Source organism: Pseudomonas sp. TMB3-21 (assembly GCF_054898145.1).
In genome coordinates this window covers 2,016,335-2,042,691 of the sequence record NZ_CM142718.1, presented here as the reverse complement: position 1 = coordinate 2,042,691, position 26,357 = coordinate 2,016,335, and the positions used below count along the sequence as shown (strand labels likewise).

Sequence of the window (26,357 nt, the reverse complement as noted above, 5' to 3'; positions counted from 1 at the left end):
ACAGGGACTGTGGACAAGGATGAACATGTTATCCACAGGTACACTCACAGCAATTGTGAGTAAACCTGTAGCAGCTGCCGAGCCTGCGAGGCTGCGTCCGAGGACGAAGTGCTCGTCAAACCAGGTACCACCGTCGCGCAGGGTCATGTCATCTTAGGCGACCGCTTCGCGCTCGAACGCAGCCTCGCTGGCTCGGCAGCTGCTACATAAGCGAGGTGCAGACTCGTTGCCTTACCTGACCACGCCTTCTTCAATCAGCAATTTGAGGATAGCCTCGGCACCCGCTTGTGCGGTGACGCCCTTGAGCACTTGCCCCCCGCCACCGCTGGCCTTGGCGGTCGCGGCTTTCATGCGGTCGGCACCGCTTTTGGCCTTGATGACTTTCAAGCGTTTCGGCCTGGGTTTGGCCGACTGCAACGTCGCAACCGTGAGCAGCTCATCGTCGATGACCTCCACGTCGTCAACCTGCAGAACACCCCGTCGCGCCGGACCATAAGCGCTCTGTCGAGGCTTGGGCGCAGCATTATCCACAGTCGCAAGAAATGGCAGCCGCACCTTCAAGCGACGGCGCTGACCCCGCGGCAAGGCCTGGAGAACCAATGCCGTACCGCCTTCGATCGATTCCACTTGGGCCAGCCCCACCACCAGCGGCCAGCCAAGGTTTTCCGCCAGCAGGAACGGCAGCATGCCGGAGCCCTCACCGGTTTCCGCCTGACTGCCAGTGAGCACGACCTGTGCTCCGGCCTCGCGCAGATACGCAGTCAATGCTGGCAACGCGTCAGCGCCGGCCGGTTGTTCCAGCACATGCAACTGTTCCAGGCCCATGCCCAAATATGCCCGCAACGCCGGTTCCGCCACGTCGCCAGCATGCAGCACCTGCAAGTTATCCCCTGCCAGCTGCAGTCCAAGTTCTACAGCCCGCGCATCTTGTTCCGCGCGACGTGGCCGACCGGAGGTTGGATGAGCGCCGATGGACACCAGGCTGATGATTTTTGTGCTCATAACCCTTTCCTTTCCTTATGCCGCATCGCGCTTGGCGTCGTTACGGTAAGCCGCGACCGCATCGATCAAGGCCTGAAGAATCTCGGCACTTTCACCGATCACCGACAGGTCGGCCCGTTTGATCATGTCGCAGCCCGGATCCAGATTGACCGCCACCACCTTGTCGCAAGCGCCAATGCCCTGCAGGTGCTGGATCGCCCCGGAGATGCCCACCGCCACGTAGACCCGCGCCGTGACCCAGGTGCCAGACGCACCGACCTGGCGATCCCGCGCCATGAAGCCATCGTCGACCGCCACACGGGACGCGCCCTCTGTGGCACCCAATGCCTGGGCGGTCCTGTGGAACAGCGCCCAGTCCTTGACGCCATTGCCGCCGGAAAAAATGAATTCCGCCTCGGCCATCGGAATGGCAGCCGGATCTACCGCCACCGCGCCCAGATCTTCGATTCGCGTCAGGCTGCGCGCTACGGTTGTGGATAACTCAACCGCCAGAGCTTCATGACGGGTTTCGCTGACCGGTTCGGCGCATTCGGCTGAGGCCAGAATCAGACGCGCAACGGGACGCGCCAAATCCTGCAACCCGGCTCCGGCACGGCCAATACACTGCTGATCCTTGACCTGCCAGACCCGCGTGGCCGGGCGTTCACCCAGTGCTGCGGCGAAACGCCGACCGAGTTCACCGCCGCCGCTGCGGCTATCAGGCAGTAGCCAATGGCGAGGATTGAATTGGTTATCCACAGCTCGCAGTCCCTGCACACGTTGCTCAGGTGCATAACCGCTGAACTCGTCACCTTCCAGCGCCAGCACGCGATCGACGCCGGCGTTGGCGAAGTTGATTTCTTTGTGCTCACCGAAGACTACCGCCAACACCGCGCCGTCCTGTCCGGCCAGCTGATGAGCCAGGCCAAGCAAATCGCGGTCGTGACTGCTCAAGCGGCCGCCGACCATGTCCGGCACCACACAGATGTAGAACGCCGGTTGCGGCACTTGATGCAGCGGCAATTGCACTTCAACCGCGGCCGAGCGTTTGCTCGCCCCGCCCTGCTGCGCGCCGCTGCGGTCGATACGCTTGATCCCGTTCGGGCCGATGAAACCGATACCATGGGGATTCTTGCGGATCACGCCGTTGGGCCCCATCCAGCTGTGCTGCAGCGGTTGCATGGCCGCGTGCAGCGGGTGCAGACGGTTGCGGGCGATCCACTCGGCGCGTGGGTCGCGGCGGATAATGTCGCTCATCAATGGGCCTCCGCAGGTTCACGTTTGGCCGGTGAATTCGGCTTGTTGGTTGGCGCGTCTTCAAGCAACGCGTCGGCCACCAGTTCGGCGATGTCTTTGATCAGCGGGCGCGGTTCGACCACGCCTTCGAGCATCGCGGTGCACTGTGGACAGCCCACGGCCACAAGCTCGGCGCTGGTTTCGCGGATGTCGTCCATGCGCATGTCGGGGATGCGTTGCCTTCCCGGAATGTCGGTGATCGGCGCACCGCCGCCACCCCCGCAGCAGCGCGAACGGAATCCGGAGCGTTGCATCTCTTTCACCTCGATTCCGAGCGCGCGCAACACTTCACGTGGCGCCTCGTATTCACCGTTGTAGCGGCCGAGGTAGCACGGGTCGTGATAGGTCACGCTGCTGCCTTTGTGCTGGCCGAGATTGAGCGCACCCGCGCCGATGATTTCCGCCATGTAAGTGCTGTGATGCTGCACGAGGTAATTGCCGTCGAAGGCGCCGTACTCGTTTTTCAACACATGAAAGCTGTGCGGATCGCAGGTAACAATGCGATTGAAGCTGTACTTGGCCAGGGTCAGGATGTTGCGCTTGGCCAATAACTGGAAAGTCGCTTCGTCGCCCAGACGTCGGGCCACATCGCCGCTGTCGCGTTCTTCAAGGCCCAGCACTGCGAAGTCCACCTTGGCCGCTTTCAGCACTTTGACGAAGGCGCGCAAGGTGCGCTGGTTACGCATGTCGAAGGCACCGTCGCCGACCCAGAACAACACGTCGACGGATTTCCTTTCACTGAGCAGATTCAGGTTCAAGTCCGCCGCCCAGTTCATCCGCCCGCCCGGTGCGAATCCGCCCGGGTTGTCGGTGGCAATCAGGTTTTCGAGGACTTCGGCGCCTTTGTTCGGCGTCGCACCTTTTTCCAGGGTCAGGTGGCGGCGCATGTCGACGATGGCGTCGACATGCTCGATCATCATCGGGCATTCCTCGACGCAGGCGCGGCAGGTAGTGCACGACCACAGGGTTTCGGCGTCGACCAGACCGTTGACGATCGGTTGATGCGGATTGCCGGCGTGTTCGCCGACCGGTTTACCTGGATAAGGGCTGCCGGCAAATTTGGCATCGGTGCCACCGGCCAGGCCGACGACCATGTCCTGAATCAGTTTTTTCGGGTTCAGCGGCTGCCCTGCAGCGAATGCCGGGCACGCCGCTTCGCACTTGCCGCACTGCACGCAAGCGTCGAATCCGAGCAGTTGGTTCCAGGTGAAATCCTTGGGCTTTTCCACGCCCAATGGTGCGCTTGGATCGTTCAGGTCCAGTGGTCTCAAACCGGTGGATCGACCGCCACCGAAACGTTCGGCGCGACGGTGCCAGGCCAAGTGCAGCGCGCCGGCGAAGGCGTGCTTCATCGGCCCGCCCCAGGTCATCCCGAAGAATAATTCCGAAACGCCCCACAGCACGCCGACCAAAAGGATCGCCGCCAACAACCAGCCACCGAAATTTGCCGGCAGCACGCCGGCCACCGGCAAGGTCAACAGGAAGAACGAGACCGAAAACGCCAGCAGGCTTTTCGGCAGTCGCATCCATGGGCCTTTGGACAGACGAGCCGGCGGATTCAGACGGCGCATGAACATGAAAATGGCGCCGACAAACATCACCGCCGAGGCAATCAGCAGCGCGACACCAAGGACGCGATTGTGCAAGCCGAAACCATGCACCAGGATCGCCAGCACCGCCGCCAGGACAAAGCCGCCGGCCGTGGCCACGTGGGTGTTGGCAATGTATTTGTCCCGCGCGACCACATGGTGCAGATCGACCATGTAGCGCTTGGGCATGGCAAGCAGGCCACCGATCAGGTCGACTTTGGAAGCCCGGCCCCGGCGCCACATCGCTGCCCGGCGCAGCGCGCCAAGGGCAGCAAGGCCCAAGGCAGCGAACAACAGGATTGGAAGAAGGGTGTTCAACATCGGAGTCACCTCAAGCGGCAAGCTTCAAGCCAAAAGCGGCAAGTAAAAGCCGGTCACCCATCGCTCTTTCTTGCAGCTTGAAGCTTGCAGCTTGTGACTGTTCTTAAAAATCCTTGCACAACCGCAGCGCGTCATAGATAGCCGCATGCACGTTGCGCTGCGCCACGCAGTCGCCGATACGGAACAGCAAGTAGCCGTCGCCGCTCTGCTCCAGGCAAGGTTGCGGCTTGATCGCGAACAAGGCTTCGACGTCGATCTGACCTTTGTTGCGGGAGCCTTCCTTCATCGCGTAATAGATTTCTTCGTCCGGACGCACGCCGTTTTCGATGACCACCTGATCGACCACCCGCTCCTCTTTCGCACCGGTGTATTCGTTCTCCAGCACCGCGACCAGCTTGTCGCCTTCGCGATAAACCTTCTCCAGCATCATGTCGCCGGTCATGATCACTTCTTTGGGGTACATGCTGCGGTAGTAGGTCGGGAACGACGTGCCGCCCATGGCCACGCCCGGCTTGATGTCGTCGGTGACGATCTCGACCTGGCTGCCCTTGTCGGCCAGGTAGTCGGCGGTCGACATGCCGGTGAATTCGCAGATGGTGTCGTAGACCAGCACATTCTTGGCCGGCGCGACTTTGCCATCGAGGATGTCCCAGCTGCTGACCACCAGGCCTTCCGCCGCGCCCCAGTGCTCGTTCTGTTCAACGAACGGATGGCCGCCCACCGCAAGCACCACCACGTCCGGACGCAAATCGAGAATGGTCGGCGCATCAGCCGCCACGCCCAGGCGCAGATCGACTTTCAAACGCGCCAGCTCCAACTGATACCAGCGCGTGATACCGGCGATCTGGTCGCGCTGCGGCGCTTTCGATGCCGTGGTGATCTGCCCGCCGATAAATTCCTTTTTCTCGAACAGGGTCACGTCGTGGCCACGTTCAGCCGCAACACGCGCCGCTTCCATCCCGGCCGGGCCGGCACCCACCACCACCACTTTGCGTTTCACCCCGGTGGTTTTTTCGATGATGTGCGGCAGGCCCATGTATTCCCGCGAGGTTGCGGCGTTCTGAATGCACAAGACATCCAGACCTTGATACTGACGGTCGATGCAATAGTTGGCGCCGACGCACTGTTTGATCTGATCGATCTGGCCCATTTTGATCTTGGCGATCAAGTGCGGGTCGGCGATGTGCGCGCGGGTCATGCCGACCATGTCGACGTAGCCGCCTTCGAGAATGCGCGTCGCCTGGTTCGGATCCTTGATGTTCTGGGCGTGCAGAACCGGCGCCTTGACCACTTCCTTGATCCCGGCCGCCAAGTGCAGGAACGGCTCCGGTGGATAACTCATGTTCGGGATAACGTTGGCCAGGGTGTTGTGGGTATCGCAGCCCGAGCCGACCACGCCGATGAAGTCGAGCATGCCGGTGTCATCGTAGTACTTGGCGATCTGTTTCATGTCCTCGTGGGACAAACCGTCCGGGTGAAATTCGTCACCGCACAGACGGATACCGACGCAGAAATCGGGGCCGACTTCGGCGCGTACGGCTTTCAAGACTTCGAGACCGAAGCGCATGCGGTTTTCAAAACTGCCGCCCCATTCATCGGTACGTTTGTTGACGCGTGGGCTCCAGAACTGGTCGATCATGTGCTGGTGCACCGCCGACAGTTCGACGCCGTCCAGACCACCGGCCTTGGCCCGACGCGCAGCCTGCGCATAGTTACCAATCACCCGCCAGATTTCTTCCGGCTCGATGGTTTTGCAGGTGGCACGGTGCACCGGCTCACGCACGCCAGACGGCGACATCAGGGTCGGCCAGTTGAAGCCGTCCCAGCGCGAGCGACGGCCCATGTGGGTAATCTGGATCATGATCTTGGCGCCGTGCTTGTGCATGGCGTCGGCGAGGTTCTGGAAGTGCGGGATGATCCGGTCGGTCGACAGGTTCACCGAGCTCCACCATTCCTGCGGGCTGTCGATCGCCACCACGGACGAACCGCCGCAGATGGCCAAGCCAATGCCGCCCTTGGCTTTCTCTTCGTAATATTTGACGTACCGCTCGGTGGTCATGCCGCCGTCGGTCGCGTAGACCTCGGCGTGCGCGGTGCTGAGCACACGGTTGCGGATGGTCAGTTTGCCGATCTGGATCGGCTGGAACATTGCTTCGAAAGCCATGACGGGTTCCTCGACTTACAACGGCTTGACGGTGAACAAACCGTCGTCGTGGCCTTCTTCAGAGCCACCGTAAACTTGCTCGGCAACGGTGCGAATCTGGCTGCCGCGCGCTTGCAGAATCTGATCCATGGCACCGGCAAACCAGCCGGTGAACATGTAGTCGACCTTGCGTCCGACCTTGCCGTACACGTAGACGAAGGCCGAGTGTTCGAGCTTGACGCTGGCAGTGCCTTTGTCGAGGTCGATGTCCTGAATCTTGAACAGGCCCCAGCCGCGTTGCGACAGGCGTTTCATGTAGTGCTCAAACACCGCGACGCCTTCCAGGCCGTGGCATTCAGCTTCTTTTTCGCACCAGTGCCAGGCGGATTTGTAGCCGGCCTTGTACAGGATCTCGGCGTAGGCTTCAGCGCCCAACACTTCCTCGATGCCCATGTGGTTGTTGACGAAAAAATGCCGCGGTACGTACAGCATCGGCAGGGCGTCGGACGTCCAGACACCGGTCTCGCTGTCGACTTCGATTGGCAATTGCGGGGCGATCTTGGCCATGGAAACTTAACTCCAGAAAAATTCGTGGTGATGTCGTGTCTGTAGCAGCTGCCGAGGCACGAAGGCTGCGTTGCGGTCCGCAGGACCGCCCTCGGGGGGCCGCTCCGCAGCCCGACGCAGCCTTCGTGCCTCGGCAGCTGCTACAGGAAATCGGGGACTTATTCGCCCCAGACGTCCTTGAGGACGCTTACCCAGTTCTCGCCCATGATCTTGCGCACGACGCGCTCGGAATGGCCGCGCTTGAGCAGCGTCTCGGTCAGGTTCGGAAACTCGCCGACGGTGCGGATGCCCAGCGGGTTGATGATCTTGCCGAAGCTGGTGAGGCGGCGGGCATAGCCTTTGTCATGGGTCAGGTACTCGAAGAAGTCCTGGCCGTGGCCCTGAGTGAAATCGGTGCCGATGCCGATGGCGTCTTCGCCAACGATGTTCATCACGTATTCGATGGCTTCGGCGTAATCGTCGATGGTCGAATCAATGCCCTTGGCCAGGAACGGCGCGAACATGGTCACGCCGACGAAGCCGCCGTGATCGGCAATGAACTTCAGCTCTTCATCGGACTTGTTGCGCGGGTGGACTTTCAGGCCTGACGGCAGGCAGTGCGAGTAGCAGACCGGTTTCTTCGATTCGAGAATGACTTCTTCGGAAGTCTTCGAACCGACGTGGGACAGGTCGCACATGACGCCGACGCGGTTCATCTCGGCGACGATCTCGCGACCGAAACCCGACAGGCCGCCATCACGCTCGTAGCAACCGGTGCCCACCAGGTTCTGCGTGTTGTAGCACATCTGCACAATACCGACGCCGAGCTGCTTGAACACTTCGACATAACCGATCTGGTCTTCAAACGCATGAGCATTCTGGAAACCGAAAAGGATGCCGGTCTTGCCTTGCTCCTTTGCTTTGCGGATGTCGGCAGTGGTGCGCACCGGAATGACCAGGTCGCTGTTTTCGCGGATCAGTTTCTGACTGGCGGCGATGTTGTTGACGGTCGCCTGAAAACCTTCCCACACCGACACGGTGCAGTTAGCCGCAGTGAGGCCGCCTTTGCGCATGTCTTCAAACAGCTCGCGGTTCCACTTGGCGATAATCAGCCCGTCGATAATGATGCTGTCGGCGTGCAATTCGGCTGGGCTCATCAGGCAGTCCCCTTTTGGCGATTCGTACGCCGAATCGTGTGTCGGCGCTTTGGGGCCAGCATATGCTTCGGTGCCGTGACGACCGGGTGCAAAAACGACAGGGGAATTGCCGAAAGCGTCAATCCGCGACAAAGGGTCGTCGCGCAAGCTCACGGGCTACCTGTTCAAGGGCTCGCGCATACGCCAGAATTCGCCGCACCACCGGACAGGCACAATAAAAAGGCGCGGCGCAATGAAATCGATCTTCCTGGCTTTGGCACTGATAGCGACCGGCGTACAGGCCGCTGAAGAGTCCGACATCAACCCTTGCGACGCCGTCGAAAATGACGTGCAGACACTGGAATGCTCGGCCTACAGTCGATCCGCCGCCGAAAACCTGCTTGGCGAAAACTACCTCAGCCTCGGCGAGCGCATGCAGTCGCTTTATGGCGACAACCCGGCGCAGCTCAGCGACATCACCGCCAAACTCAAGACAGCCCAGCAACAATGGCTGAAAACCCGTGACGCCGATTGCGCCGTGGAAGCATTCCCCGCGACCAGCGGCAGCAAGGCCTTCACGATTGCGCAGAATGACTGCGTGGCGCGGATGAGTGATGAGCGGTCGGAGTTTTTGGAGTTGATTGGGCAGGAGTAACAACATGAAGACGGAAAATCATTCGATCCCCCACGAAGTGGTCAGTCGCATCGTCGATGGCGCCATACCCATTCGCGCCTGGCGCGAATATCTGAACCTTACACAGGAGGAAGTGGCCGTACGCATGGGCATTTCTCAACCGGCCTTTGCCCAGCAAGAGAGCGTGGCGAAGCCGCGTAAGGCGACCCGCGAAAAAATTGCCAAGGCGTTTGGCATCACGTCCAGTCAACTTGAGCTGTAGGCTGCACCCACACTTTGTAAAAGGGATGAACATGAACATCTGCGGCATCGAAATCAAAGGCAGCGAAGCGATCATTGCCGTGGCGTCCCTCGACGGTCAGGTGCTGAGCCATCTGCCACTGGCCACCAAGAAAATCGCCCTCGACGATGACGACGAGGCGGCGAATGTTAAAGTCTTCGCCGCGCATGTCGCGTCGTTTGTACGCGAGAATTCCATCGACCGGATTGCGATCAAGAAGCGCAGCAAGAAAGGCGAGTTTGCCGGCGGACCGACCACGTTCAAGATCGAGGGCATTTTTCAGTTGCTGGAGAGTTGCGAGGTGACGCTGTGGTCGCCGCAGACGATCAATGCGCAGGCGAAGAAGCATAATTTCGAGCTGCCCGGGACGCTGAACAAGTATCAGCATGAGGCGTATAAAGCCGCGTGTTCGGGCCTGATGAAGAAGTAACCTGCGGCCAACACAAATCAACTGTGGGAGCCAGCCTGCTGGCGATGAGGGAGTGTCAGTCAACAACATTGTTGACTGACCAAATGCCATCGCCAGCAGGCTGGCTCCCACAATGGTTTTGTGTGAACGTCCTCAGGCCTTTGCAGTGCGCCGGTCTTCCCGCGGGCAGCGCGCAAACCGCGCCCGATAACTGCGGGTGAAATACGACGGCGATTCGAAACCGCAGGCAATGCTCACCTCCAGCACGCTCATATCTGTCTGTCGCAGTAGCTGTCGCGCCTTGTCCAGGCGCAAGCGCAAGTAGAAATTGCTCGGCGTGTCGTTCATATGCAGGCGAAACAAACGCTCCAGCTGCCGCCGCGTCACCTTGATCGATTCCGCCAGCGCCAACGTACTCAGCGGCGGCTCGCTGTGCTGCTCCATCTCGCCGATCACTTGCACCAGTTTCTTGTTGCGGATGCCATAACGCGTGGCTACTTCCATGCGTTGATGGTCCTTGCGTGGACGGATGCGGCCAAGCACGAATTGTTCGCTGACCTGGATCGCCAGTTCCGGGCCATGCGCCTGGGCGATGAGGTCGAGCATCAGGTCGATGGAGGCGGTGCCACCCGCCGAGGTGATGCGCTTGCGGTCGATCTCGAACAGCTCCTGGGTCACGCTGAGCTGTGGATAGGATTCACTGAACGCGTCGATGGCTTCCCAGTGCAATGTCAGCCGATGACCATCGAGCAGGCCCGCTTCGGCGAGGACAAAACTACCAGTATCGATAGCACCGAGGGTCACGCCTTCACTGTCGAGCCGGCGCAGCCAATGCTGCAGTGCCGGGGTTGCGAATTTCAGCGGTTCGAAACCGGCGATCACCAGCAGCGTGGCACCTTTCTTCATGGGTTCCAGCGCCGCATCGGCGTTGACCGACATGCCGTTACTGGCCAGCACCGCGCCGCCATCGGCACTCAGCACATGCCAGCGATACAGCTCGCCGCGAAAGCGATTGGCGACGCGCAGCGGTTCGATTGCCGAGATGAAACCGATGGCCGAAAAACCCGGCATCAACAAGAAGTAAAAATCCTGAGGCATTAGACGCGCTCGACTGGCAGGTAACGAGAGACAGGTAACGAGAGACAGGCAACGTGGAGACGTTGATACGCCGGTCACTCAAGGCATTCAAGAGCACAGGTCGCTACAGTGCAAGTGCTGGTCGCCGTAGTGCGCTTGTGCGGGGGCCAAGCTGCGTAACTTGGCATCACCGGCGCACAGACGCCCGGACCCACAATAACGTCTGCCGAGGAAACCGACATGAAACGACTGATCAGCAGCTGTGTTCTTGCACTCAGCGGTACCGCTTTCTTCAGCGCCAGCGTCATGGCGGCCGAACCCGAATCGTGCAAGAACGTGCGCATGGGCGTGGTCAACTGGACCGACGTGATCGCCACCAGCGCCATGACCCAGGTGCTGCTCGACGGCCTCGGCTACAACACCAAGCAAACCAGCGCCTCCCAGCAAATCATCTTCGCCGGTATCCGCGATCAGCGGCTGGACCTGTTCCTCGGCTACTGGAACCCGCTGATGACGCAAACCATCACACCGTTTGTCGAAGCCAAGCAGGTCAAGGTCCTCGATACACCGAGTCTGAAAGACGCGCGCGCCACCCTCGCCGTGCCGACGTACCTCGCCGACAAGGGTCTGAAAACCTTCGCCGACATCGCTAAATTCGAGAAGGAACTGGGCGGCAAGATTTACGGCATCGAACCCGGTTCGGGCGCCAACACGCAGATCAAGGCGATGATCGCCAAAAACCAGTTTGGCCTCGGCAAGTTCCAGTTGGTCGAGTCCAGCGAAGCCGGCATGCTCTCGGCGGTGGATCGCGCCGTGCGGCGTAAAGAGGCGGTGGTGTTCTTCGGCTGGGCGCCGCACCCGATGAACGTTAATGTGCAGCTGACTTACCTCACCGGCAGCGAAGACGCGCTGGGCCCGAACGAAGGCATGGCCACGGTCTGGACGGTCACTTCGCCAAACTACGCGCAGCAATGCCCGAACATCGGTCGCTTGCTGAGCAACCTGACCTACACCGCTGAAGACGAGAGCCGGATGATGCAGCCTTTGCTGGATCACAAGGATGCCCTTGAGTCCGCCAGGCAATGGCTGAAAGATCATCCACAAGACAAGCAGCGCTGGCTCGAAGGCGTGACCACTTTCGACGGCAAACCGGCTGCCGACAACCTGAAACTCACCACCAAATAATCCCAAATTGAACCAGCGAAACGCAGCCCGTCCGGGCTGCGAACGGGATCATCACGCCCGCCATTTCATAAGAACAGGAACCCGCCTCATGAACCACGACGTCATCATCACCTGCGCACTGACCGGTGCTGGCGACACGACCGCCAGAAGCCCGCATGTGCCGGTCACCCCGAAACAGATTGCTGCCGCTGCGGTGGAAGCCGCGAAAGCCGGCGCCACCGTGGTCCATTGCCACATACGCAACCCCGACACCGGCAAGTTCAGCCGTGACGTCGCGCTGTACCGGGAAGTGATGGAGCGCATCCGCGAGGCCGACGTCGACATTATCGTCAACCTCACCGCCGGCATGGGCGGCGACCTGGAAATCGGCGCTGGCGAAAACCCGATGGAGTTCGGCCCGAACACTGATCTGGTCGGCCCGTTGACTCGCCTCGCGCATGTCGAAGAGCTGCTGCCGGAAATCTGCACCCTCGATTGCGGCACCCTTAACTTCGGCGATGGCGACACGATTTATGTGTCCACCCCGGCGCAATTGCGTGCGGGCGCCAAACGTATTCAAGAGCTGGGCGTGAAGGCCGAGCTGGAAATTTTCGACACCGGTCATCTGTGGTTTGCCAAGCAGATGATTAAGGAAGGTTTGCTCGACAACCCGCTTTTTCAACTGTGCCTGGGCATTCCTTGGGGGGCGCCCGCAGACACCACGACCATGAAAGCCATGGTTGATAACTTGCCGGCTGACGCGGTCTGGGCTGGTTTCGGCATCGGTCGCATGCAGATGCCGATGGCGGCGCAAGCGGTGCTGCTGGGCGGCAACGTGCGGGTCGGGCTGGAAGACAACATCTGGCTGGACAAGGGTGTGCTGGCGACTAACGGCCAACTGGTCGAACGCGCCTCGGAAATTCTCAGCCGCCTCGGCGCGCGGGTTCTGACGCCCGCGGAAGGCCGGATAAAAATGGGCCTGACCCAGCGCGGCTGAACATACACAAAACCCGTAGGAGCCGGCTTGCTGGCGATGAGGCAGGTACATCCGCCACATTTTTTGCGGCAGGAACGCCGCCATCGCCAGCAAGCCGGCTCCTACGGGGGATCACCGAACTTTTCAGGAAGTAGCCATGACCTTTATCACCGAAATCAAAACCTTCGCCGCCCTCGGCAGCGGTGTCATCGGCAGCGGCTGGGTATCGCGTGCCCTCGCCCACGGCCTCGATGTGGTGGCCTGGGACCCGGCGCCAGGCGCCGAAGCCGCACTGCGCAAACGCGTCGCTAACGCGTGGGGCGCGCTGGACAAACAAGGCCTGGCGCCTGGCGCCTCTCAGAACCGACTACGCTTTGTCGCAACCATCGAAGAATGTGTTCGCGAGGCCGATTTTATTCAGGAAAGTGCCCCTGAGCGGCTGGATCTGAAACTGGATCTGCACAGCAAAATCAGCGCCGCTGCAAAGCCCAATGCCCTGATCGGCTCCAGTACTTCAGGGCTGCTGCCGAGCGAGTTTTACGAGAGCTCGACGCACCCGGAGCGCTGCGTGGTCGGGCATCCGTTCAACCCGGTTTACCTGCTGCCATTGGTGGAAGTGGTGGGTGGTAGAAACACTGCTCCTGAAGCGGTGCAAGCGGCGATGAAGGTTTATGAATCGCTGGGTATGCGTCCATTACATGTGCGCAAGGAAGTGCCCGGTTTCATTGCTGACCGTCTGCTTGAAGCGCTGTGGCGCGAGGCATTGCACCTGGTCAACGACGGTGTGGCGACGACTGGAGAAATCGACGACGCGATCCGGTTTGGCGCGGGGCTGCGCTGGTCGTTCATGGGGACTTTCATGACCTACACGCTGGCGGGGGGTGATGCGGGAATGCGTCATTTCATGGCGCAGTTCGGCCCGGCGTTGCAGTTGCCGTGGACGTATCTGCCAGCGCCGGAATTGACCGACAAGTTGATTGACGATGTGGTGGACGGGACCAGTGAACAGTTGGGCAACCACAGCATTTCGGCGCTGGAGCGTTACCGGGATGATTGCCTGCTGGCGGTGCTGGAGGCGGTGAAGACCACCAAGGAAAAGCATGGGATGGCGTTCGCAGACTGACCACCACTGCGTCCCGTAGGAGCCGGCTTGCTGGCGATTGAATCAACGCGGTCTCACCGGAACACCGCGTTGTCTGCATCGCCAGCAAGCCGGCTCCTACAAATCCTCGTTACTTCAGGAGTTGATTGCATGCCTGCTCTTACGACCTACGAAACTACAATCATCCCCGACTGGGTCGACTACAACGGCCATCTGCGTGACGCCTTTTACCTGCTGATTTTCAGCTACGCTACCGACGCTTTAATGGACCGCTTGGGCATGGACAGCAACAACCGCGAAGCCAGTGGCCACTCGCTGTTCACCCTCGAATTGCACCTCAATTACCTGCACGAAGTGAAACTCGATGCCGACGTCGAAGTGCACACCCAGATCATCGGTCACGACAGCAAACGCCTGCACCTCTACCACAGCCTGCATTTGATCGGCGATGAAAAGGAAATGGCGGGCAACGAGCAGATGCTGCTGCACGTCGACCTCGACGGGCCACGCTCGGCACCTTTCAGCGAAGAAACGCTGCGCACACTGCAAGCCATCGTCGCCGATCAAACGGAGCTGCCGGTTCCGGAATATATCGGCCGTGTGATCGCCCTGCCCGTCAGAAAATAATCGCGGTTGCAGCCGTAACCCGCGTCATCGTTCATCGCGGGCAAGACGGATCACCGCCCGCAATTGTTGTGGCTGGGCGGACGCCTTCGCGGGCAAGCCTCGCTCCCACAGGTTCTGGGGCGCTCAACGCATTGGCGGCTGACCTCAATCTTGTGGGCGCGATTTTCACAGGCAAAAAAAACCCCGATCAAGCCGTGCCAGGATCGGGGTAGAGGTGGGTACTGTTGAGGAGCCGCTACGCGAGGGTGACCAAACCTTCGGAATTCAGCTGAGCCCAGTGTGCCCGCTCCCTCCGATGGCAAGTTAGCCGAAAACGACCTGTTCATAGGTATCTCGGCCATTGCGACAAAACGGCCTTGCCGCCTCCCCTCGGCCCTTCCAGAATCGAACCACGACCCCATTCTCCGAAGAAGGATTCGCGTCATGATGCACGCCGATTTGATTGATCAGGAAGACTTGCTGGGCCAGCTGAAATCATTGGGTTTTCAAGTACAGAGCGGCGCCACCGCCGAGCAGGCTTGCGAGTGTGCGGTGCGAGGGTTGAATGATGAACGGGCCATGACGTTACGCAAGATGGTCAAGGACATGTACACCAGCAGCGCGACCATCCTGCCGGCCGTACGCCAGGCCATCGACAAACAACTGCTGCCTGCATTGGCGAAATATCAACAGAGCCGTAGCGCCTGAGCCGTGGCGAGGGGGCTTGCCCCCGTTCGGCTGCGCAGCAGTCGTAAATTCTTGGGGCCGCTGCGCGACCCAACGGGGGCAAGCCCCCTCGCCACAATAGTCCGCGCGGTTTAGAGCCTGACGCTGGCAAACGTCGACTCATTACGCGCCTGGCTGAGCGCCGACAGCGGACCGGACAACGGCGACAGCACCAGCGCTTGCGGCAGCGGCAGCATTGCTACTTGCTGCGTGGTGTTGGAACCGACGCGTTCGTCGCGCGGTGGGATGCCGAAGTATTCGCGGTAGCACTTGGAGAAGTGCGGCGTGGAGACGAAGCCGCAGACCGACGCCACTTCGATGATCGACATTGGCGTTTGCTTGAGCAACTGCCGCGCACGGATCAGGCGCAGTTTGAGGTAGTACCGCGACGGCGAGCAATGCAGGTATTTCTGGAACAGCCGCTCCAGCTGGCGGCGCGACACGGCGACGTAGACCGCCAGTTCGTCGAGGTCGATGGGTTCTTCGAGGTTGGCCTCCATCAGCGCGACAATTTCCTGCAGCTTTGGCTGATTGGTGCCGAGCATGTGCTTGAGCGGTACGCGCTGGTGATCCTGCTCGTTACGAATGCGTTCGTAGACAAACATCTCCGAGATCGCGGCGGACAGTTCACGCCCGTGATCGCGGCTGATCAGGTGCAGCATCATGTCCAGCGGCGCGGTGCCGCCAGAGCTGGTGAAACGGTTGCGGTCGAGGGTGAACAGACGCGTGCTCATGGCCACACGCGGAAACGCCTCCTGCATCGAGGCCAGGCATTCCCAGTGCACGCTGCAGTCGAAGCCGTCGAGCAGGCCGGCGCACGCCAACGCCCAACTGCCGGTGCAGACGGCGCCAAGACGCTTGGACTGCCGTGCCTGGCTCTGCAGCCACGATACGTGTTCGCGGGTGACGGTGCGTTGAATGCCGATGCCGCCGCAGACGATGATGGTGTCCAGGGAAGGTGCTTTGTGCATGGAGGCGTCAGGCGTGATCTGCAGACCGTCACTGGCCCAGACCTGACCGCCATCGACGGTGAGCGTGGTCCAGCGATACAGCTCGCGACCGGACAATTGGTTGGCCATGCGCAGCGGTTCCACTGCAGAGGCCAGAGAAATCAGCGTGAAATTGTCCAGCAGCAAAAAGCCGATGGATTGAGGCGCACGGTTCTGGGGTTGGGCCCCGGAGTTGAACGTCGTCATCGCGGTATCTCCTCACACAAAGCGGGTGAAGGCCTCAGGCGGAGGCTCTTGTTATTGCCAGCGTTCTCGCGTGGGAGACGGGCTTTGATATGACAGAGCAATTGCCATGCCTAAAATTGAATGAGCGTTCAATAACTCCTGAAAACGACCTGTGAATGTGTCTGGATATGACGTGCGTAGAGGGTGGAATTCAAGTGCCATCAGGGGCTGGGAGCGGTGTGTTTCATCGGGCGTGAGCAGATCGGTAGCACTTGTGGGAACTGGGCTGCGAGGGGTCGACGGAGAGTGTCACCACAAGCACGGGTGACGGACGGTCGGAAGGCTCTGCGCGCTTCAATTCGCAGAACCACGCTTATCTGTAAGCGACGCGCTAAAAGGTGGCGGATTTCGAATTCAGTGGTCAATTAGCGCGCAGTTTTGACTGGTCTTCGCTGGCTGATGATTTTCTGTGGCGAGGGAGCTTGGTCCCGCTCGGTTGCGCAGCAGCCGTAAAAATTTCAGGGTCGCTTCGCAACCCAGCGGGAGCAAGCTCCCTCGCCACACGGTCACTCTGACTCAGCACTCAACCGCACTCACCGCCAACCCACCCCGCGACGTCTCTTTGTATTTATCATGCATATCCGCGCCGGTATCGCGCATGGTGCGGATTACCCGATCCAGCGAGATGAAATGCTGACCATCCCCACGCAGCGCCATTTGCGCCGCATTGATCGCCTTCACCGCGGCAATCGCATTGCGCTCGATGCACGGCACTTGCACCAGCCCGCCCACCGGATCGCAGGTCAACCCAAGGTTGTGTTCCAGACCAATTTCCGCTGCGTTGCACAGCTGCTCTGGCGTAGCACCCAGAATCTCCGCCAACCCCGCCGCCGCCATGGCGCAGGCCGAGCAGACCTCGCCCTGGCAGCCGACTTCCGCGCCGGAAATAGAAGCGTTTTTCTTGCACAAGATCCCCACCGCCGCAGCGCTGAGGAAGTAGTCAACGACATTAGCCTCGGTCACCACTTCGCTGAACTTCATGAAGTAGTGCAACACCGCCGGAATGATCCCCGCCGCGCCATTCGTCGGTGCCGTCACCATGCGCCCGCCGGCAGCGTTTTCTTCGTTGACCGCCAGGGCGAACAGGTTGACCCATTCCATCGCGCTGAGTGTCGAGCCGATCACATTGGGCTTGCCGAGCTCCTGCAAACTGCGATGCAGTTTTGCCGCGCGCCGCCGCACATTCAGGCCGCCCGGCAGGATGCCTTCGTGCTTGAGGCCCTGCTCGACGCAATCCTGCATGGCACGCCAGAGCGTCATAAGGCCCGCGCGGATGTCTTCCTCGCTGCGCCAGACCTTTTCGTTCGCCATCATCAGTTCGGCAACGCGCAGGTTGTGCTGCTTACACAGGCTGAGCAGTTCAACCGCGCTTGAGAAATCGTAAGGCAGCACCGTGCGATCGAGGTCCACCACGCCACTCGACGCCTGCGCCTCATCAACCACAAAGCCGCCGCCGATGGAATAGTAGGTATTACGATGCAGTTCGCCGGCATCGCCTTCGGCAACCAGGGTCATGGCGTTGGGGTGGAAAGGCAGGTTTTCATCGATCAGGCGCATGTCCTGCGCCCACGTGAAGGGCACCGGGAAGCGACCATCGAGCAGCAGCGTGTCGGTTTCCCGCAGCGTGGCAATGCGGATGCCGATTTGCGACGGGTCAATCGCGTCCGGCCATTCGCCCATCAAGCCCATGATCACCGCGTTGTCGCTGCCGTGTCCGATGCCGGTGGCGGACAGCGAACCAAACAGCTGAACTTCGACGCGCCGTACTCGCTCCAAAAGACCCTGCTCGCGTAAACCTTGCACGAACAGCGCTGCAGCGCGCATGGGTCCCACAGTGTGCGAGCTGGAAGGGCCGATGCCGATTTTGAACAGGTCGAAAACGCTGATAGCCATGACTGCAAAACTCCAGGATGTGCCAACTCCAGGCGCAAAAGCGCCCGGTGACGGAGCTGCTACGCTCAAGCTGCAATCCGTCGGAATGGCCGCATCATCGGGCTTTTACCAGGTCGTGCGGCGTCTGACACCGACGCAATCATGCCCACTAACGCCGCACGGGTTTGAAGCGCCGTTTTCGCCGTTTTCTGTTGATCCGTCACGCTGATCAGGGCTGAAAAAAGCTGTAAACGACGTCACCGACACTGGATGCGACCATCCCTGTACTGGTTACGACGCTCCCTGTAGGCGTCAGATTTTCACTGGTACATGATCGTATCGACTCGATTGCAAGGCGCCGTGGTAGAGATGTCTTCAAAACGCCATCCAACCGCAACCTATAAGTGCGGTGGTCCAGTCGGAACACTGCCAAAAAAAACACCAAGGAGTCCATCCATGAAAGGTTCCCCGTCGTTGTTGTTGGCCGCCATGCTAAGTCTGCCGGCTCTGGCGCAAGCTGCAGAGCCGGCCCAATGCAGCACCGTAAATTTCTCCGATGTCGGCTGGACTGACATTACCGTCACCACCGCCACCACCAGCGTCGTGCTCGAAGCCCTCGGCTACAAAACCAAAACCACGATGATTTCCGTGCCGGTCACATACAAATCCCTGGCCGACGGCAAAAACATGGACGTGTTCCTCGGGAACTGGATGCCGACCATGGAAAACGACATCAAGGCCTACCGCGATGCCGGCACCGTGGAAACCGTGCGCGCCAACCTCGAAAACGCCAAGTACACCCTCGCTGTGCCGGAAGAGTTGTATAACAAAGGGCTCAAGGATTTCGCCGACATTGCCAAGTTCAAAAAGGAACTGGACGGCAAGATCTACGGCATCGAACCGGGCAACGACGGCAATCGCCTGATCCAGAGCATGATTGACAAGGACGCCTTCGGCCTCAAAGAAGCCGGTTTCAAGGTGGTTGAGTCCAGCGAGGCAGGCATGCTCTCGCAAGTCGATCGCGCCCAGCGCCGCAAAACCGCTGTGGTGTTCCTAGGCTGGGAACCGCACCCGATGAACACACGCTTCAAGATGAAATACCTGACGGGCGGCGACGAGTTCTTCGGCCCGAATTTCGGTCAGGCCACCATCTTCACCAACACCCGCAAGGGCTACGCCCAGGAATGCAGCAACGTAGGACAGCTGCTGAAAAACCTGGCGTTTACCCTCGACATGGAAAGCACGCTGATGGGCAACGTCCTGGACGACAAGATAAAGCCTGACGCGGCCGCCAAGGCCTGGCTGAAAAAGAATCCACAGGTGCTCGATACCTGGCTCGCTGGCGTAACCACCATTGACGGTAAACCAGGCCTGGAGGCCGTGAAAGCCAAGCTCGCTCAGCCTTGAATTCAGGAGCATCGCTTACGCCGGGCGACTTCGGTCGTCCGGGCTGTTTTTTCCTTGCATGCGGACGTTCACTACCATGCTGATTGATCAGAAAATCCCTTTAGGCCAGTACATCGCGGGCTTCGTTGAATGGTTGACGCAGCACGGCGCCGACACCTTCGACGCCATCGCCATGTCACTGGAAACGATGATCCACGGCGTGACGTTCGCGCTGACCTGGTTCAATCCGCTGGCATTGATCGGCCTGATTGCGCTCCTCGCTCATTTCATTCAACGCAAGTGGGGACTGACCGTTTTTGTCATCGCCTCCTTTCTGCTGATCCTCAATCTGGGGTATTGGCAGGAAACCATGGAAACCCTCGCCCAAGTGCTGTTCGCCACCTTCGTGTGCGTGTTGATCGGCGTGCCGTTGGGCATCATCGCCGCGCACAAACCGATGTTCTACACCGTGATGCGGCCGGTGCTCGATCTGATGCAGACCGTGCCGACGTTCGTGTACCTCATTCCTACCCTGACCCTGTTCGGGCTGGGCGTAGTCCCGGGTCTGATTTCAACGGTGGTGTTCGCGATTGCCGCGCCGATCCGCCTGACCTACCTGGGCATTCGCGATGTTCCCCAGGAACTGATGGACGCCGGCAAAGCCTTCGGCTGCTCGCGTCGTCAATTGCTTTCACGGATTGAATTGCCCCACGCCATGCCAAGCATCGCGGCCGGAATCACCCAGTGCATCATGCTGTCGCTGTCGATGGTGGTGATTGCCGCACTGGTGGGCGCCGACGGCCTGGGCAAACCCGTGGTCAACGCACTGAACACTGCTGATATCGCCCTGGGCTTTGAAGCCGGCCTGGCGATCGTACTGCTGGCGATCATGCTCGACCGTATCTGCAAACAACCCGACGCTAAAGCAGGGGGTGACGCATGAGCATTATTCGCTTCGAAGACGTCGACGTAATCTTTACCAAGGATCCGCGTGAAGCGCTGAAACTGCTTGATCAAGGCATGACGCGCAATGAAATCCTGAAGAAGACCGGGCAGATTGTCGGCGTTGAAAAAGCCAGCCTGGACGTCGAAAAAGGTGAAATCTGCGTACTGATGGGCCTGTCCGGCTCCGGCAAATCCAGCCTGCTGCGCTGCATCAACGGGCTCAACACCGTCAGCCGCGGCAAGTTGTTCGTCGAGCACGAAGGCAAGCAGATCGACATCGCCTCTTGCACGCCGGCCGAGCTGAAGATGATGCGCACCAAGCGCATCGCGATGGTGTTCCAGAAGTTCGCCCTGATGCCGTGGCTGACGGTGCGCGAGAACATCAGTTTCGGTCTGGAAATGCAGGGTCGCCCGGAAAAGGAACGCAAGAAACTGGTCGACGAAAAACTCGAACTGGTGGGCCTGACCCAGTGGCGCAACAAGAAACCCGATGAGCTCTCTGGCGGTATGCAACAACGTGTTGGCCTGGCCCGTGCGTTGGCAATGGACGCCGACATTTTGCTGATGGACGAACCGTTCTCGGCGCTTGACCCATTGATCCGCCAGGGCTTGCAGGACGAACTGCTGGAGCTGCAACGCAAACTGAGCAAAACCATCGTCTTCGTCAGCCACGACCTTGATGAGGCGCTGAAACTCGGCAGCCGCATCGCGATCATGAAAGACGGACGGATCATTCAGTACAGCAAACCTGAAGAAATCGTCCTCAACCCGGCGGACGATTATGTGCGTACGTTTGTTGCGCACACCAACCCGTTGAACGTCCTGTGCGGTCGCAGCCTGATGCGCACGCTGGACAACTGCAAACGCATCAACGGTTCGGTCTGCCTCGATCCGGGCGGTGATTCGTGGCTGGACCTGGCCGAAGGCAACACCATCAAAGGCGCTCGCCAGAACGGTGAAAGCCTCGACCTGCAGAACTGGATTCCCGGGCAAGCGGTAGAAGGTCTGGGGCGTCGGCCAACGCTGGTGGATTCCAACATCGGCATGCGCGATGCGTTGCAGATTCGCTATCAGACGGGCAACAAGCTGGTGTTGCACGACAACAACAAAGTGGTCGGGATCCTCGGCGACAGCGAGCTGTATCACGCGTTGCTGGGCAAGAATCTGGGTTAACCCCTCACACACAAAAACGCCGCGAGAGGATCGCGGCGTTTTTGTTTGTGCGCGTATACGAGTGGCAACACGGACCATTGAGAAGAGGTGATTTCTGTGGCGAGGGGGCTTGCCCCCTCGCCACACAAGCCCCCTCGCCACAATGGATCCGCGACGCACTTACAAGTCAGCTATAAACCCGCCCAAGCAACTGGCGATGGCTTTCGAACTGATCAAGCACATCCCGGGTGATCTGCTCCTGAGTGAAGCCCATCAGGTCGTAATCCTGGCTGCCGTTGTGCAGGTAAACCTCGGCGCGGTAATAACGGGCGCGCGCTTCGTCAGCACTTTCCGCCAACGCCGTGTCGCTCGCCGCCGCCAGATACCCATCCAGGCTCACCTCATACACAAACGGATTGCCCTCCTCCATCTCGATTCGCAGGCCCATGCAGCGCTTGGCCTTGCCTAGCAACGTCTGCACGTCCAGGCCTTGTCCACGCAGTTGCGCGGCGGCATCTTCCAGCGCCGGGCTGACCTGCTTGTCCATGAAACGCTGAACGATCGACTGGCTCGGTTGCAGGTCCAGTTGCGTCAGGCGCTCGCTGAAACCACGACGACCACGGGCGGCGAGTTCGGCTTGCTCCTGTTCGATCTGCACGTCCTGGCGCATGGCCTTGTGCAAACCGAACATGAAGACCACCAACACCACCGAGAACGGCAGCCCGGCCAGCACCACCATGGTCTGCATGGCTTCGAAGTTACCGGCAAACAGCAGACCGATGGTCACCAGGGTGATCACCACCGACCAGAAAATGCGCAACCAGTGTGGCGCATCCTCATCGACGTTGCCGCCCTTGCACGAAAGGTTCGCCATCATCACCGCGCCGGAATCCGCCGGGGTCAGGAACAGCACGAAACCGACGAAAATCGACACGCCAATCACAATCTTCGATGCCGGGTAATGCTCGAGCAATTGATAAATCGCCATCGACGGCTGTTCAAGGGCTGTTCTGCCAAGCTCCACCGCACCATGGTTCATCACCAGGTCCAGGGCCGAGTTGCCGAAAATCGACAGCCACGCCAGGGTGAAACCCAGCGGAATCAACAGCACGCCCGCGACCAGTTCTCGCACGGTACGACCGCGGGAAATACGCGCGATGAACATGCCCACGAACGGTGCCCAGGAAATCCACCAGGCCCAGTAGAACAAGGTCCACAGGCCCATCCAGCGCTCGGTTTTCTGCCCGTCGCCTTCGTACACATACAGGTCGAAGGTCTTCAGCACGATGCCGTTCAGGTAGTCGCCAACGTTTTGCACAAAGCCGTTAAGCAGGTGCAAGGTCGGCCCGAACAGCAGGACGAAAATCAGCAAGCCGCTGAACAGCACAATGTTCAGGTTGGACAGCCGACGAATGCCGTTTTCCACGCCAGATACGGCAGCGATGGTCGCCACGGTGCTCATCACAATGATCACGATCAACAGGTTGGTGTTGCTGTGTTCCATGCCGAACAGGTTTTCCAGCCCGGAGGACACTTGCAGCGAACCGATGCCCAGGTTGGTCACCAGCCCCAGCAGCGTCACGAACATGCCAAAGCCGTCCACCGCATGGCCGGCTGCGCCCTTGACCCAACGCTCGCCCACCAGTGGATACAACGCCGAACGCAGCGCCAGGGGCTGATTGTGCCGGTAAGCGAAATACGCCACCGCCAAACCCACCAACGCATAAATCGCCCAACCGTGCAGGCCCCAGTGCAGGAAGGTCAGCTGCACCGCCTGACGCGCAGCGGTGCCGCTGGCGGCCACGCCTTCGGGTGGATTGAAATAGTGATCAAGCGGCTCGGATGCGCCGAAATACAGCAGCGAAATGCCGATGCCTGACGAGAACAGCATCCCCGCCCACGCGCCGTAGCTGAAGTCCGGTGTATCGTCCTTGCTACCCAGTTTGAGTTTGCCGTACGACGAAAACGCCAGGCCGACTACAAACACCAGGTAAGCGGCGATCACCACCATGTAATACCAGCCGAAGCTGCGCGACAACCAGGCCTGAGCCGTGGCGAGCACTCTGCCGGCCTCTTGCGGGGCGATGATCAGGATGGCAGTCAGCAGCAGAATCAATGCGGTAGAGGTGTAAAACACCCAACCGTTAACCGTCACCTTCTCGGGCGGGGTCTTTATTAGAGAGGCAGAACTCATGGCACAGCGGCTCCGGCAGTACGAGAGAAGAACGCAAGGCAACGCATTACCCGAACCATCGGTGATTGGCAGCCGACGGACGGGTGATATAAAGACAGCCCGACAATGGCCGAAACCGCGAAAGCGCCGAGGCGTACAGGTTTCGAGCCGTTTTGGGAGTCAGATTTGCGCCATTTACACGTAGGAAAAATCTGTAAGCAGCGACGATTTGTCGCAGAGCTTATTCTTTGTTGATTGAACGTTCAATCAAAACAAAATAGACTGGCCCTCAATCCGATAGACGCACGTCGTCTGCCGGAAGGCCTAAGGAGATGTGCAAGATGCCCAAGGTCGGTATGCAACCCATCCGCCGTCAGCAATTGATCGAAGCCACCATGCAGGCGGTAGATCAAGTCGGCATGGGAGATGCCAGCATTGCGCTGATCGCCCGTTTGGCCGGTGTCTCGAACGGCATCATCAGCCATTACTTTCAGGACAAGAACGGCCTGATCGCTGCCACGGCGCAGCACCTGATGAGTGTCCTCAGCGAGAACGTCACCGCGCGTCGTCAAGCGCTGACAGATGACAGCCCACGAGCGCATCTTCAGGTGATTATCGAAGGCAACTTCGACGCCAGCCAGGTGAATGGCCCGGCAATGAAAACCTGGCTGGCCTTCTGGGCCACCAGCATGCACCACCCGTCATTGCACAGGTTGCAGCGGATCAACGATCACCGCCTGTATTCCAACCTGTGCTGCCAGTTTCGCCGTGTATTGCCGCTCGATGATGCGCGCAGTGCAGCTCGCGGCCTGGCCGCATTGATTGACGGTTTGTGGTTGCGCGGAGCGCTGTCGGGAGATGCTTTCGACACTGCCCAGGCGCTCCGGATCGCTTACGAATACATGGATTTTCAATTGGCCAAGCAGGTGAGTTAGAGCACACATAACGCTCAGCCCCTGAACTGCCACTGATCAGCGATGCCAAAAGCTATACGGCAACGTCCAGTGGTCAACGCCAACCACTTATGCACTTGCGAGGACATTATGGCCCGTTTCGAACTGCAAAAACTCTACATCGATGGCGGCTACTCTGACGCCAGCAGCGACGCCACCTTCGAAGCCATCAACCCGGCTACCGGTGAAGTCCTCGCAAACGTTCAGCGTGCGACCAAAGACGACGTTGAGCGCGCCGTGGTCAGCGCCGAAAAGGGCCAGAAAATCTGGGCTGCGATGACCGCCATGGAGCGTTCGCGCATCCTGCGTCGTGCCGTCGACATCCTGCGCGAGCGCAACGATGAACTGGCCGCCCTGGAAACCCTGGACACCGGTAAATCCTTCTCCGAAACCAAGTACGTCGACATCGTTACCGGCGCCGATGTGCTGGAATACTACGCAGGCCTGGTGCCGGCCATCGAGGGCGAGCAGATTCCACTGCGCGATACTTCGTTCGTCTACACCCGTCGCGAGCCGCTGGGCGTCGTTGCCGGTATTGGCGCGTGGAACTACCCGATCCAGATCGCCCTGTGGAAATCCGCACCGGCCCTGGCCGCCGGTAACGCGATGATCTTCAAGCCGAGCGAAGTCACTTCCCTGACCACGCTGAAACTGGCTGAGATCTACACCGAAGCGGGCGTGCCGGCAGGCGTGTTCAACGTATTGACCGGCAGCGGCCGTGAAGTTGGCACTTGGCTGACCGAGCACCCGCGCATCGAGAAAATCTCCTTCACCGGCGGCACCGACACCGGCAAGAAGGTCATGGCCAGCGCTTCAGCTTCTTCCCTGAAAGACGTGACCATGGAACTGGGCGGCAAGTCTCCGTTGATCATTTTCGACGACGCCGACCTCGATCGCGCCGCCGACACCGCGATGATGGCCAACTTCTACAGCTCCGGTCAGGTCTGCACCAACGGCACTCGTGTATTCGTGCCGAGCCACTTGCAAGCCGCCTTCGAAGCGAAGATCGCCGAGCGCGTTGCGCGCATCCGCATCGGTAACCCGCAAGACGAAAACACCAACTTCGGCCCACTGGTCAGCTTCGCCCACATGGAAAGCGTGTTGGGCTACATCGCCAAAGGTAAAGAAGAAGGCGCGCGCGTCCTGTGCGGCGGCGATCGTCTGACTGACGGCGAGTTCGCCAAAGGCGCCTTCGTGGCACCGACGGTATTCACCGACTGCACCGACGAGATGACCATCGTGCGCGAAGAAATCTTCGGCCCAGTGATGAGCATCCTGACCTACGAAACCGAAGAAGAAGTGATCCGTCGTGCCAACGACACCGACTTCGGCCTGGCCGCCGGCATCGTCACCAAGGACCTGAACCGCGCTCACCGCGTGATTCATCAACTGGAAGCCGGTATCTGCTGGATCAACGCCTGGGGCGAATCCGACGCGAAAATGCCGGTCGGCGGCTACAAGCAATCGGGCGTGGGCCGTGAGAACGGGATCAGCTCTCTGAACAACTTCACACGCATCAAATCGGTACAGGTCGAACTGGGCGATTACGCCTCGGTTTTCTGATCTGACGCGGAACCTGGGGCTGGGGCATTTTGTGGCGAGGGAGCTTGCTCCCGCTGGGCTGCGAAGCGGCCCCATTCCAGGCACCGCATTCT

General features: G+C 59.9%; 22 protein-coding genes and 1 pseudogene. 13 read left to right on the top strand and 10 right to left on the bottom strand.

Translation table 11 applies throughout. From position 1 onward, the window contains the following. Positions 1-231 precede the first annotated feature (231 nt). The 6 genes from etfB to ACYZTS_RS09400 form a co-directional block, all read right to left on the bottom strand. Positions 232-1,002, bottom strand: coding sequence for an electron transfer flavoprotein subunit beta (gene etfB, locus ACYZTS_RS09425; protein WP_461995524.1), 771 nt, complete (start codon positions 1,000-1,002; stop codon positions 232-234). A 15-nt stretch (positions 1,003-1,017) separates the two neighbouring features. Further along, the gene (gene etfA / locus ACYZTS_RS09420) at positions 1,018-2,238 is read right to left on the bottom strand and encodes an electron transfer flavoprotein subunit alpha (protein WP_461995523.1); all 1,221 of its coding nucleotides are present in this window, start codon (positions 2,236-2,238) and stop codon (positions 1,018-1,020) included. Continuing rightward, positions 2,238-4,187, bottom strand: coding sequence for a dimethylglycine demethylation protein DgcB (dgcB, locus tag ACYZTS_RS09415; protein ID WP_461995521.1), 1,950 nt, complete (start codon positions 4,185-4,187; stop codon positions 2,238-2,240). Before dgcB ends, etfA begins: the two co-directional genes overlap by 1 nt. A 103-nt stretch (positions 4,188-4,290) precedes the next feature. Then, the gene (dgcA, locus tag ACYZTS_RS09410) at positions 4,291-6,351 is read right to left on the bottom strand and encodes a dimethylglycine demethylation protein DgcA (RefSeq protein WP_028619953.1); all 2,061 of its coding nucleotides are present in this window, start codon (positions 6,349-6,351) and stop codon (positions 4,291-4,293) included. Between the two features lie 15 nt (positions 6,352-6,366). After that, a complete protein-coding gene (locus ACYZTS_RS09405; RefSeq protein ID WP_027606002.1) occupies positions 6,367-6,897 on the bottom strand; it encodes a DUF5943 domain-containing protein in 531 nt (176 codons plus the stop codon). Positions 6,898-7,055: 158 nt separating this feature from the next. Then, positions 7,056-8,033, bottom strand: a complete 978-nt coding sequence (locus tag ACYZTS_RS09400; RefSeq protein ID WP_461995518.1) for a dipeptidase — start codon at positions 8,031-8,033, stop codon at positions 7,056-7,058. 232 nt (positions 8,034-8,265) lie between these two features. Here ACYZTS_RS09400 and ACYZTS_RS09395 point away from each other — a divergent pair, with 232 nt between their 5' ends. The 3 genes and pseudogenes from ACYZTS_RS09395 to ACYZTS_RS09385 all read left to right on the top strand — a co-directional run bounded on the left by ACYZTS_RS09395 (position 8,266) and on the right by ACYZTS_RS09385 (position 9,356). Further along, positions 8,266-8,667, top strand: coding sequence for a lysozyme inhibitor LprI family protein (locus tag ACYZTS_RS09395; protein WP_028619956.1), 402 nt, complete (start codon positions 8,266-8,268; stop codon positions 8,665-8,667). 19 nt (positions 8,668-8,686) lie between these two features. Continuing rightward, positions 8,687-8,908: pseudogene (locus ACYZTS_RS09390) on the top strand (helix-turn-helix domain-containing protein); the annotation flags it as partial. A gap of 31 nt (positions 8,909-8,939) precedes the next feature. Continuing rightward, the gene (locus ACYZTS_RS09385; protein ID WP_461995516.1) at positions 8,940-9,356 is read left to right on the top strand and encodes a DUF3010 family protein; all 417 of its coding nucleotides are present in this window, start codon (positions 8,940-8,942) and stop codon (positions 9,354-9,356) included. Positions 9,357-9,488: 132 nt separating this feature from the next. On the opposite strand, the gene ACYZTS_RS09380 is transcribed toward ACYZTS_RS09385, so the two are convergent. Next, positions 9,489-10,433 carry a GlxA family transcriptional regulator gene (locus ACYZTS_RS09380; protein WP_461995515.1) on the bottom strand — a complete coding sequence of 315 codons (945 nt, stop codon included), beginning with the start codon at positions 10,431-10,433 and terminating at the stop codon, positions 9,489-9,491. A 219-nt stretch (positions 10,434-10,652) separates the two neighbouring features. Between ACYZTS_RS09380 and ACYZTS_RS09375 the strand changes: the two genes are divergently transcribed. From ACYZTS_RS09375 to ACYZTS_RS09355, 5 genes are all read left to right on the top strand, one after another. Beyond that, positions 10,653-11,597, top strand: coding sequence for a choline ABC transporter substrate-binding protein (locus ACYZTS_RS09375; RefSeq protein ID WP_461995513.1), 945 nt, complete (start codon positions 10,653-10,655; stop codon positions 11,595-11,597). Positions 11,598-11,685: 88 nt separating this feature from the next. Further along, complete coding sequence (locus ACYZTS_RS09370) at positions 11,686-12,573, top strand: beta-keto acid cleavage family enzyme (RefSeq protein WP_461995512.1); 888 nt, start codon at positions 11,686-11,688, stop codon at positions 12,571-12,573. 136 nt (positions 12,574-12,709) lie between these two features. After that, positions 12,710-13,675 carry an L-carnitine dehydrogenase gene (locus tag ACYZTS_RS09365; RefSeq protein WP_461995510.1) on the top strand — a complete coding sequence of 322 codons (966 nt, stop codon included), beginning with the start codon at positions 12,710-12,712 and terminating at the stop codon, positions 13,673-13,675. Between the two features lie 129 nt (positions 13,676-13,804). Further along, complete coding sequence (locus tag ACYZTS_RS09360; RefSeq protein WP_461995508.1) at positions 13,805-14,281, top strand: thioesterase family protein; 477 nt, start codon at positions 13,805-13,807, stop codon at positions 14,279-14,281. 423 nt (positions 14,282-14,704) lie between these two features. Beyond that, positions 14,705-14,968: a hypothetical protein gene (locus ACYZTS_RS09355; protein ID WP_461995507.1), complete on the top strand. Its 264-nt coding sequence runs from the start codon at positions 14,705-14,707 to the stop codon at positions 14,966-14,968. A 110-nt stretch (positions 14,969-15,078) separates the two neighbouring features. Here the strand turns inward: ACYZTS_RS09355 and gbdR are convergent, their stop codons facing one another. Both gbdR and ACYZTS_RS09345 read right to left on the bottom strand, forming a co-directional pair. After that, a complete protein-coding gene (gene gbdR / locus ACYZTS_RS09350) occupies positions 15,079-16,182 on the bottom strand; it encodes a choline metabolism transcriptional regulator GbdR (protein ID WP_461995505.1) in 1,104 nt (367 codons plus the stop codon). A 555-nt stretch (positions 16,183-16,737) separates the two neighbouring features. Continuing rightward, on the bottom strand, positions 16,738-18,114 hold the full coding sequence (locus ACYZTS_RS09345) for an L-serine ammonia-lyase (protein WP_461995503.1): 1,377 nt from the start codon (positions 18,112-18,114) through the stop codon (positions 16,738-16,740). A gap of 435 nt (positions 18,115-18,549) precedes the next feature. Here ACYZTS_RS09345 and ACYZTS_RS09340 point away from each other — a divergent pair, with 435 nt between their 5' ends. The 3 genes from ACYZTS_RS09340 (at position 18,550) to choV (ending at position 21,597) form a co-directional block, all read left to right on the top strand. Next, positions 18,550-19,500: a choline ABC transporter substrate-binding protein gene (locus tag ACYZTS_RS09340; RefSeq protein WP_461995502.1), complete on the top strand. Its 951-nt coding sequence runs from the start codon at positions 18,550-18,552 to the stop codon at positions 19,498-19,500. Positions 19,501-19,576: 76 nt separating this feature from the next. Next, entirely contained in the window at positions 19,577-20,422 is an 846-nt protein-coding gene (choW, locus tag ACYZTS_RS09335; RefSeq protein WP_461995500.1) for a choline ABC transporter permease subunit, read from the top strand. Continuing rightward, positions 20,419-21,597: a choline ABC transporter ATP-binding protein gene (gene choV / locus ACYZTS_RS09330; RefSeq protein WP_028623436.1), complete on the top strand. Its 1,179-nt coding sequence runs from the start codon at positions 20,419-20,421 to the stop codon at positions 21,595-21,597. Before choW ends, choV begins: the two co-directional genes overlap by 4 nt. Positions 21,598-21,763: 166 nt before the next feature. On the opposite strand, the gene ACYZTS_RS09325 is transcribed toward choV, so the two are convergent. Continuing rightward, positions 21,764-23,713 carry a BCCT family transporter gene (locus tag ACYZTS_RS09325; RefSeq protein ID WP_236645635.1) on the bottom strand — a complete coding sequence of 650 codons (1,950 nt, stop codon included), beginning with the start codon at positions 23,711-23,713 and terminating at the stop codon, positions 21,764-21,766. Positions 23,714-24,090: 377 nt separating this feature from the next. Between ACYZTS_RS09325 and betI the strand changes: the two genes are divergently transcribed. Next, positions 24,091-24,684: a transcriptional regulator BetI gene (gene betI, locus ACYZTS_RS09320; protein ID WP_461995498.1), complete on the top strand. Its 594-nt coding sequence runs from the start codon at positions 24,091-24,093 to the stop codon at positions 24,682-24,684. Between the two features lie 108 nt (positions 24,685-24,792). Further along, positions 24,793-26,265: a betaine-aldehyde dehydrogenase gene (betB, locus tag ACYZTS_RS09315; protein WP_461995496.1), complete on the top strand. Its 1,473-nt coding sequence runs from the start codon at positions 24,793-24,795 to the stop codon at positions 26,263-26,265. Positions 26,266-26,357 lie beyond the last annotated feature (92 nt).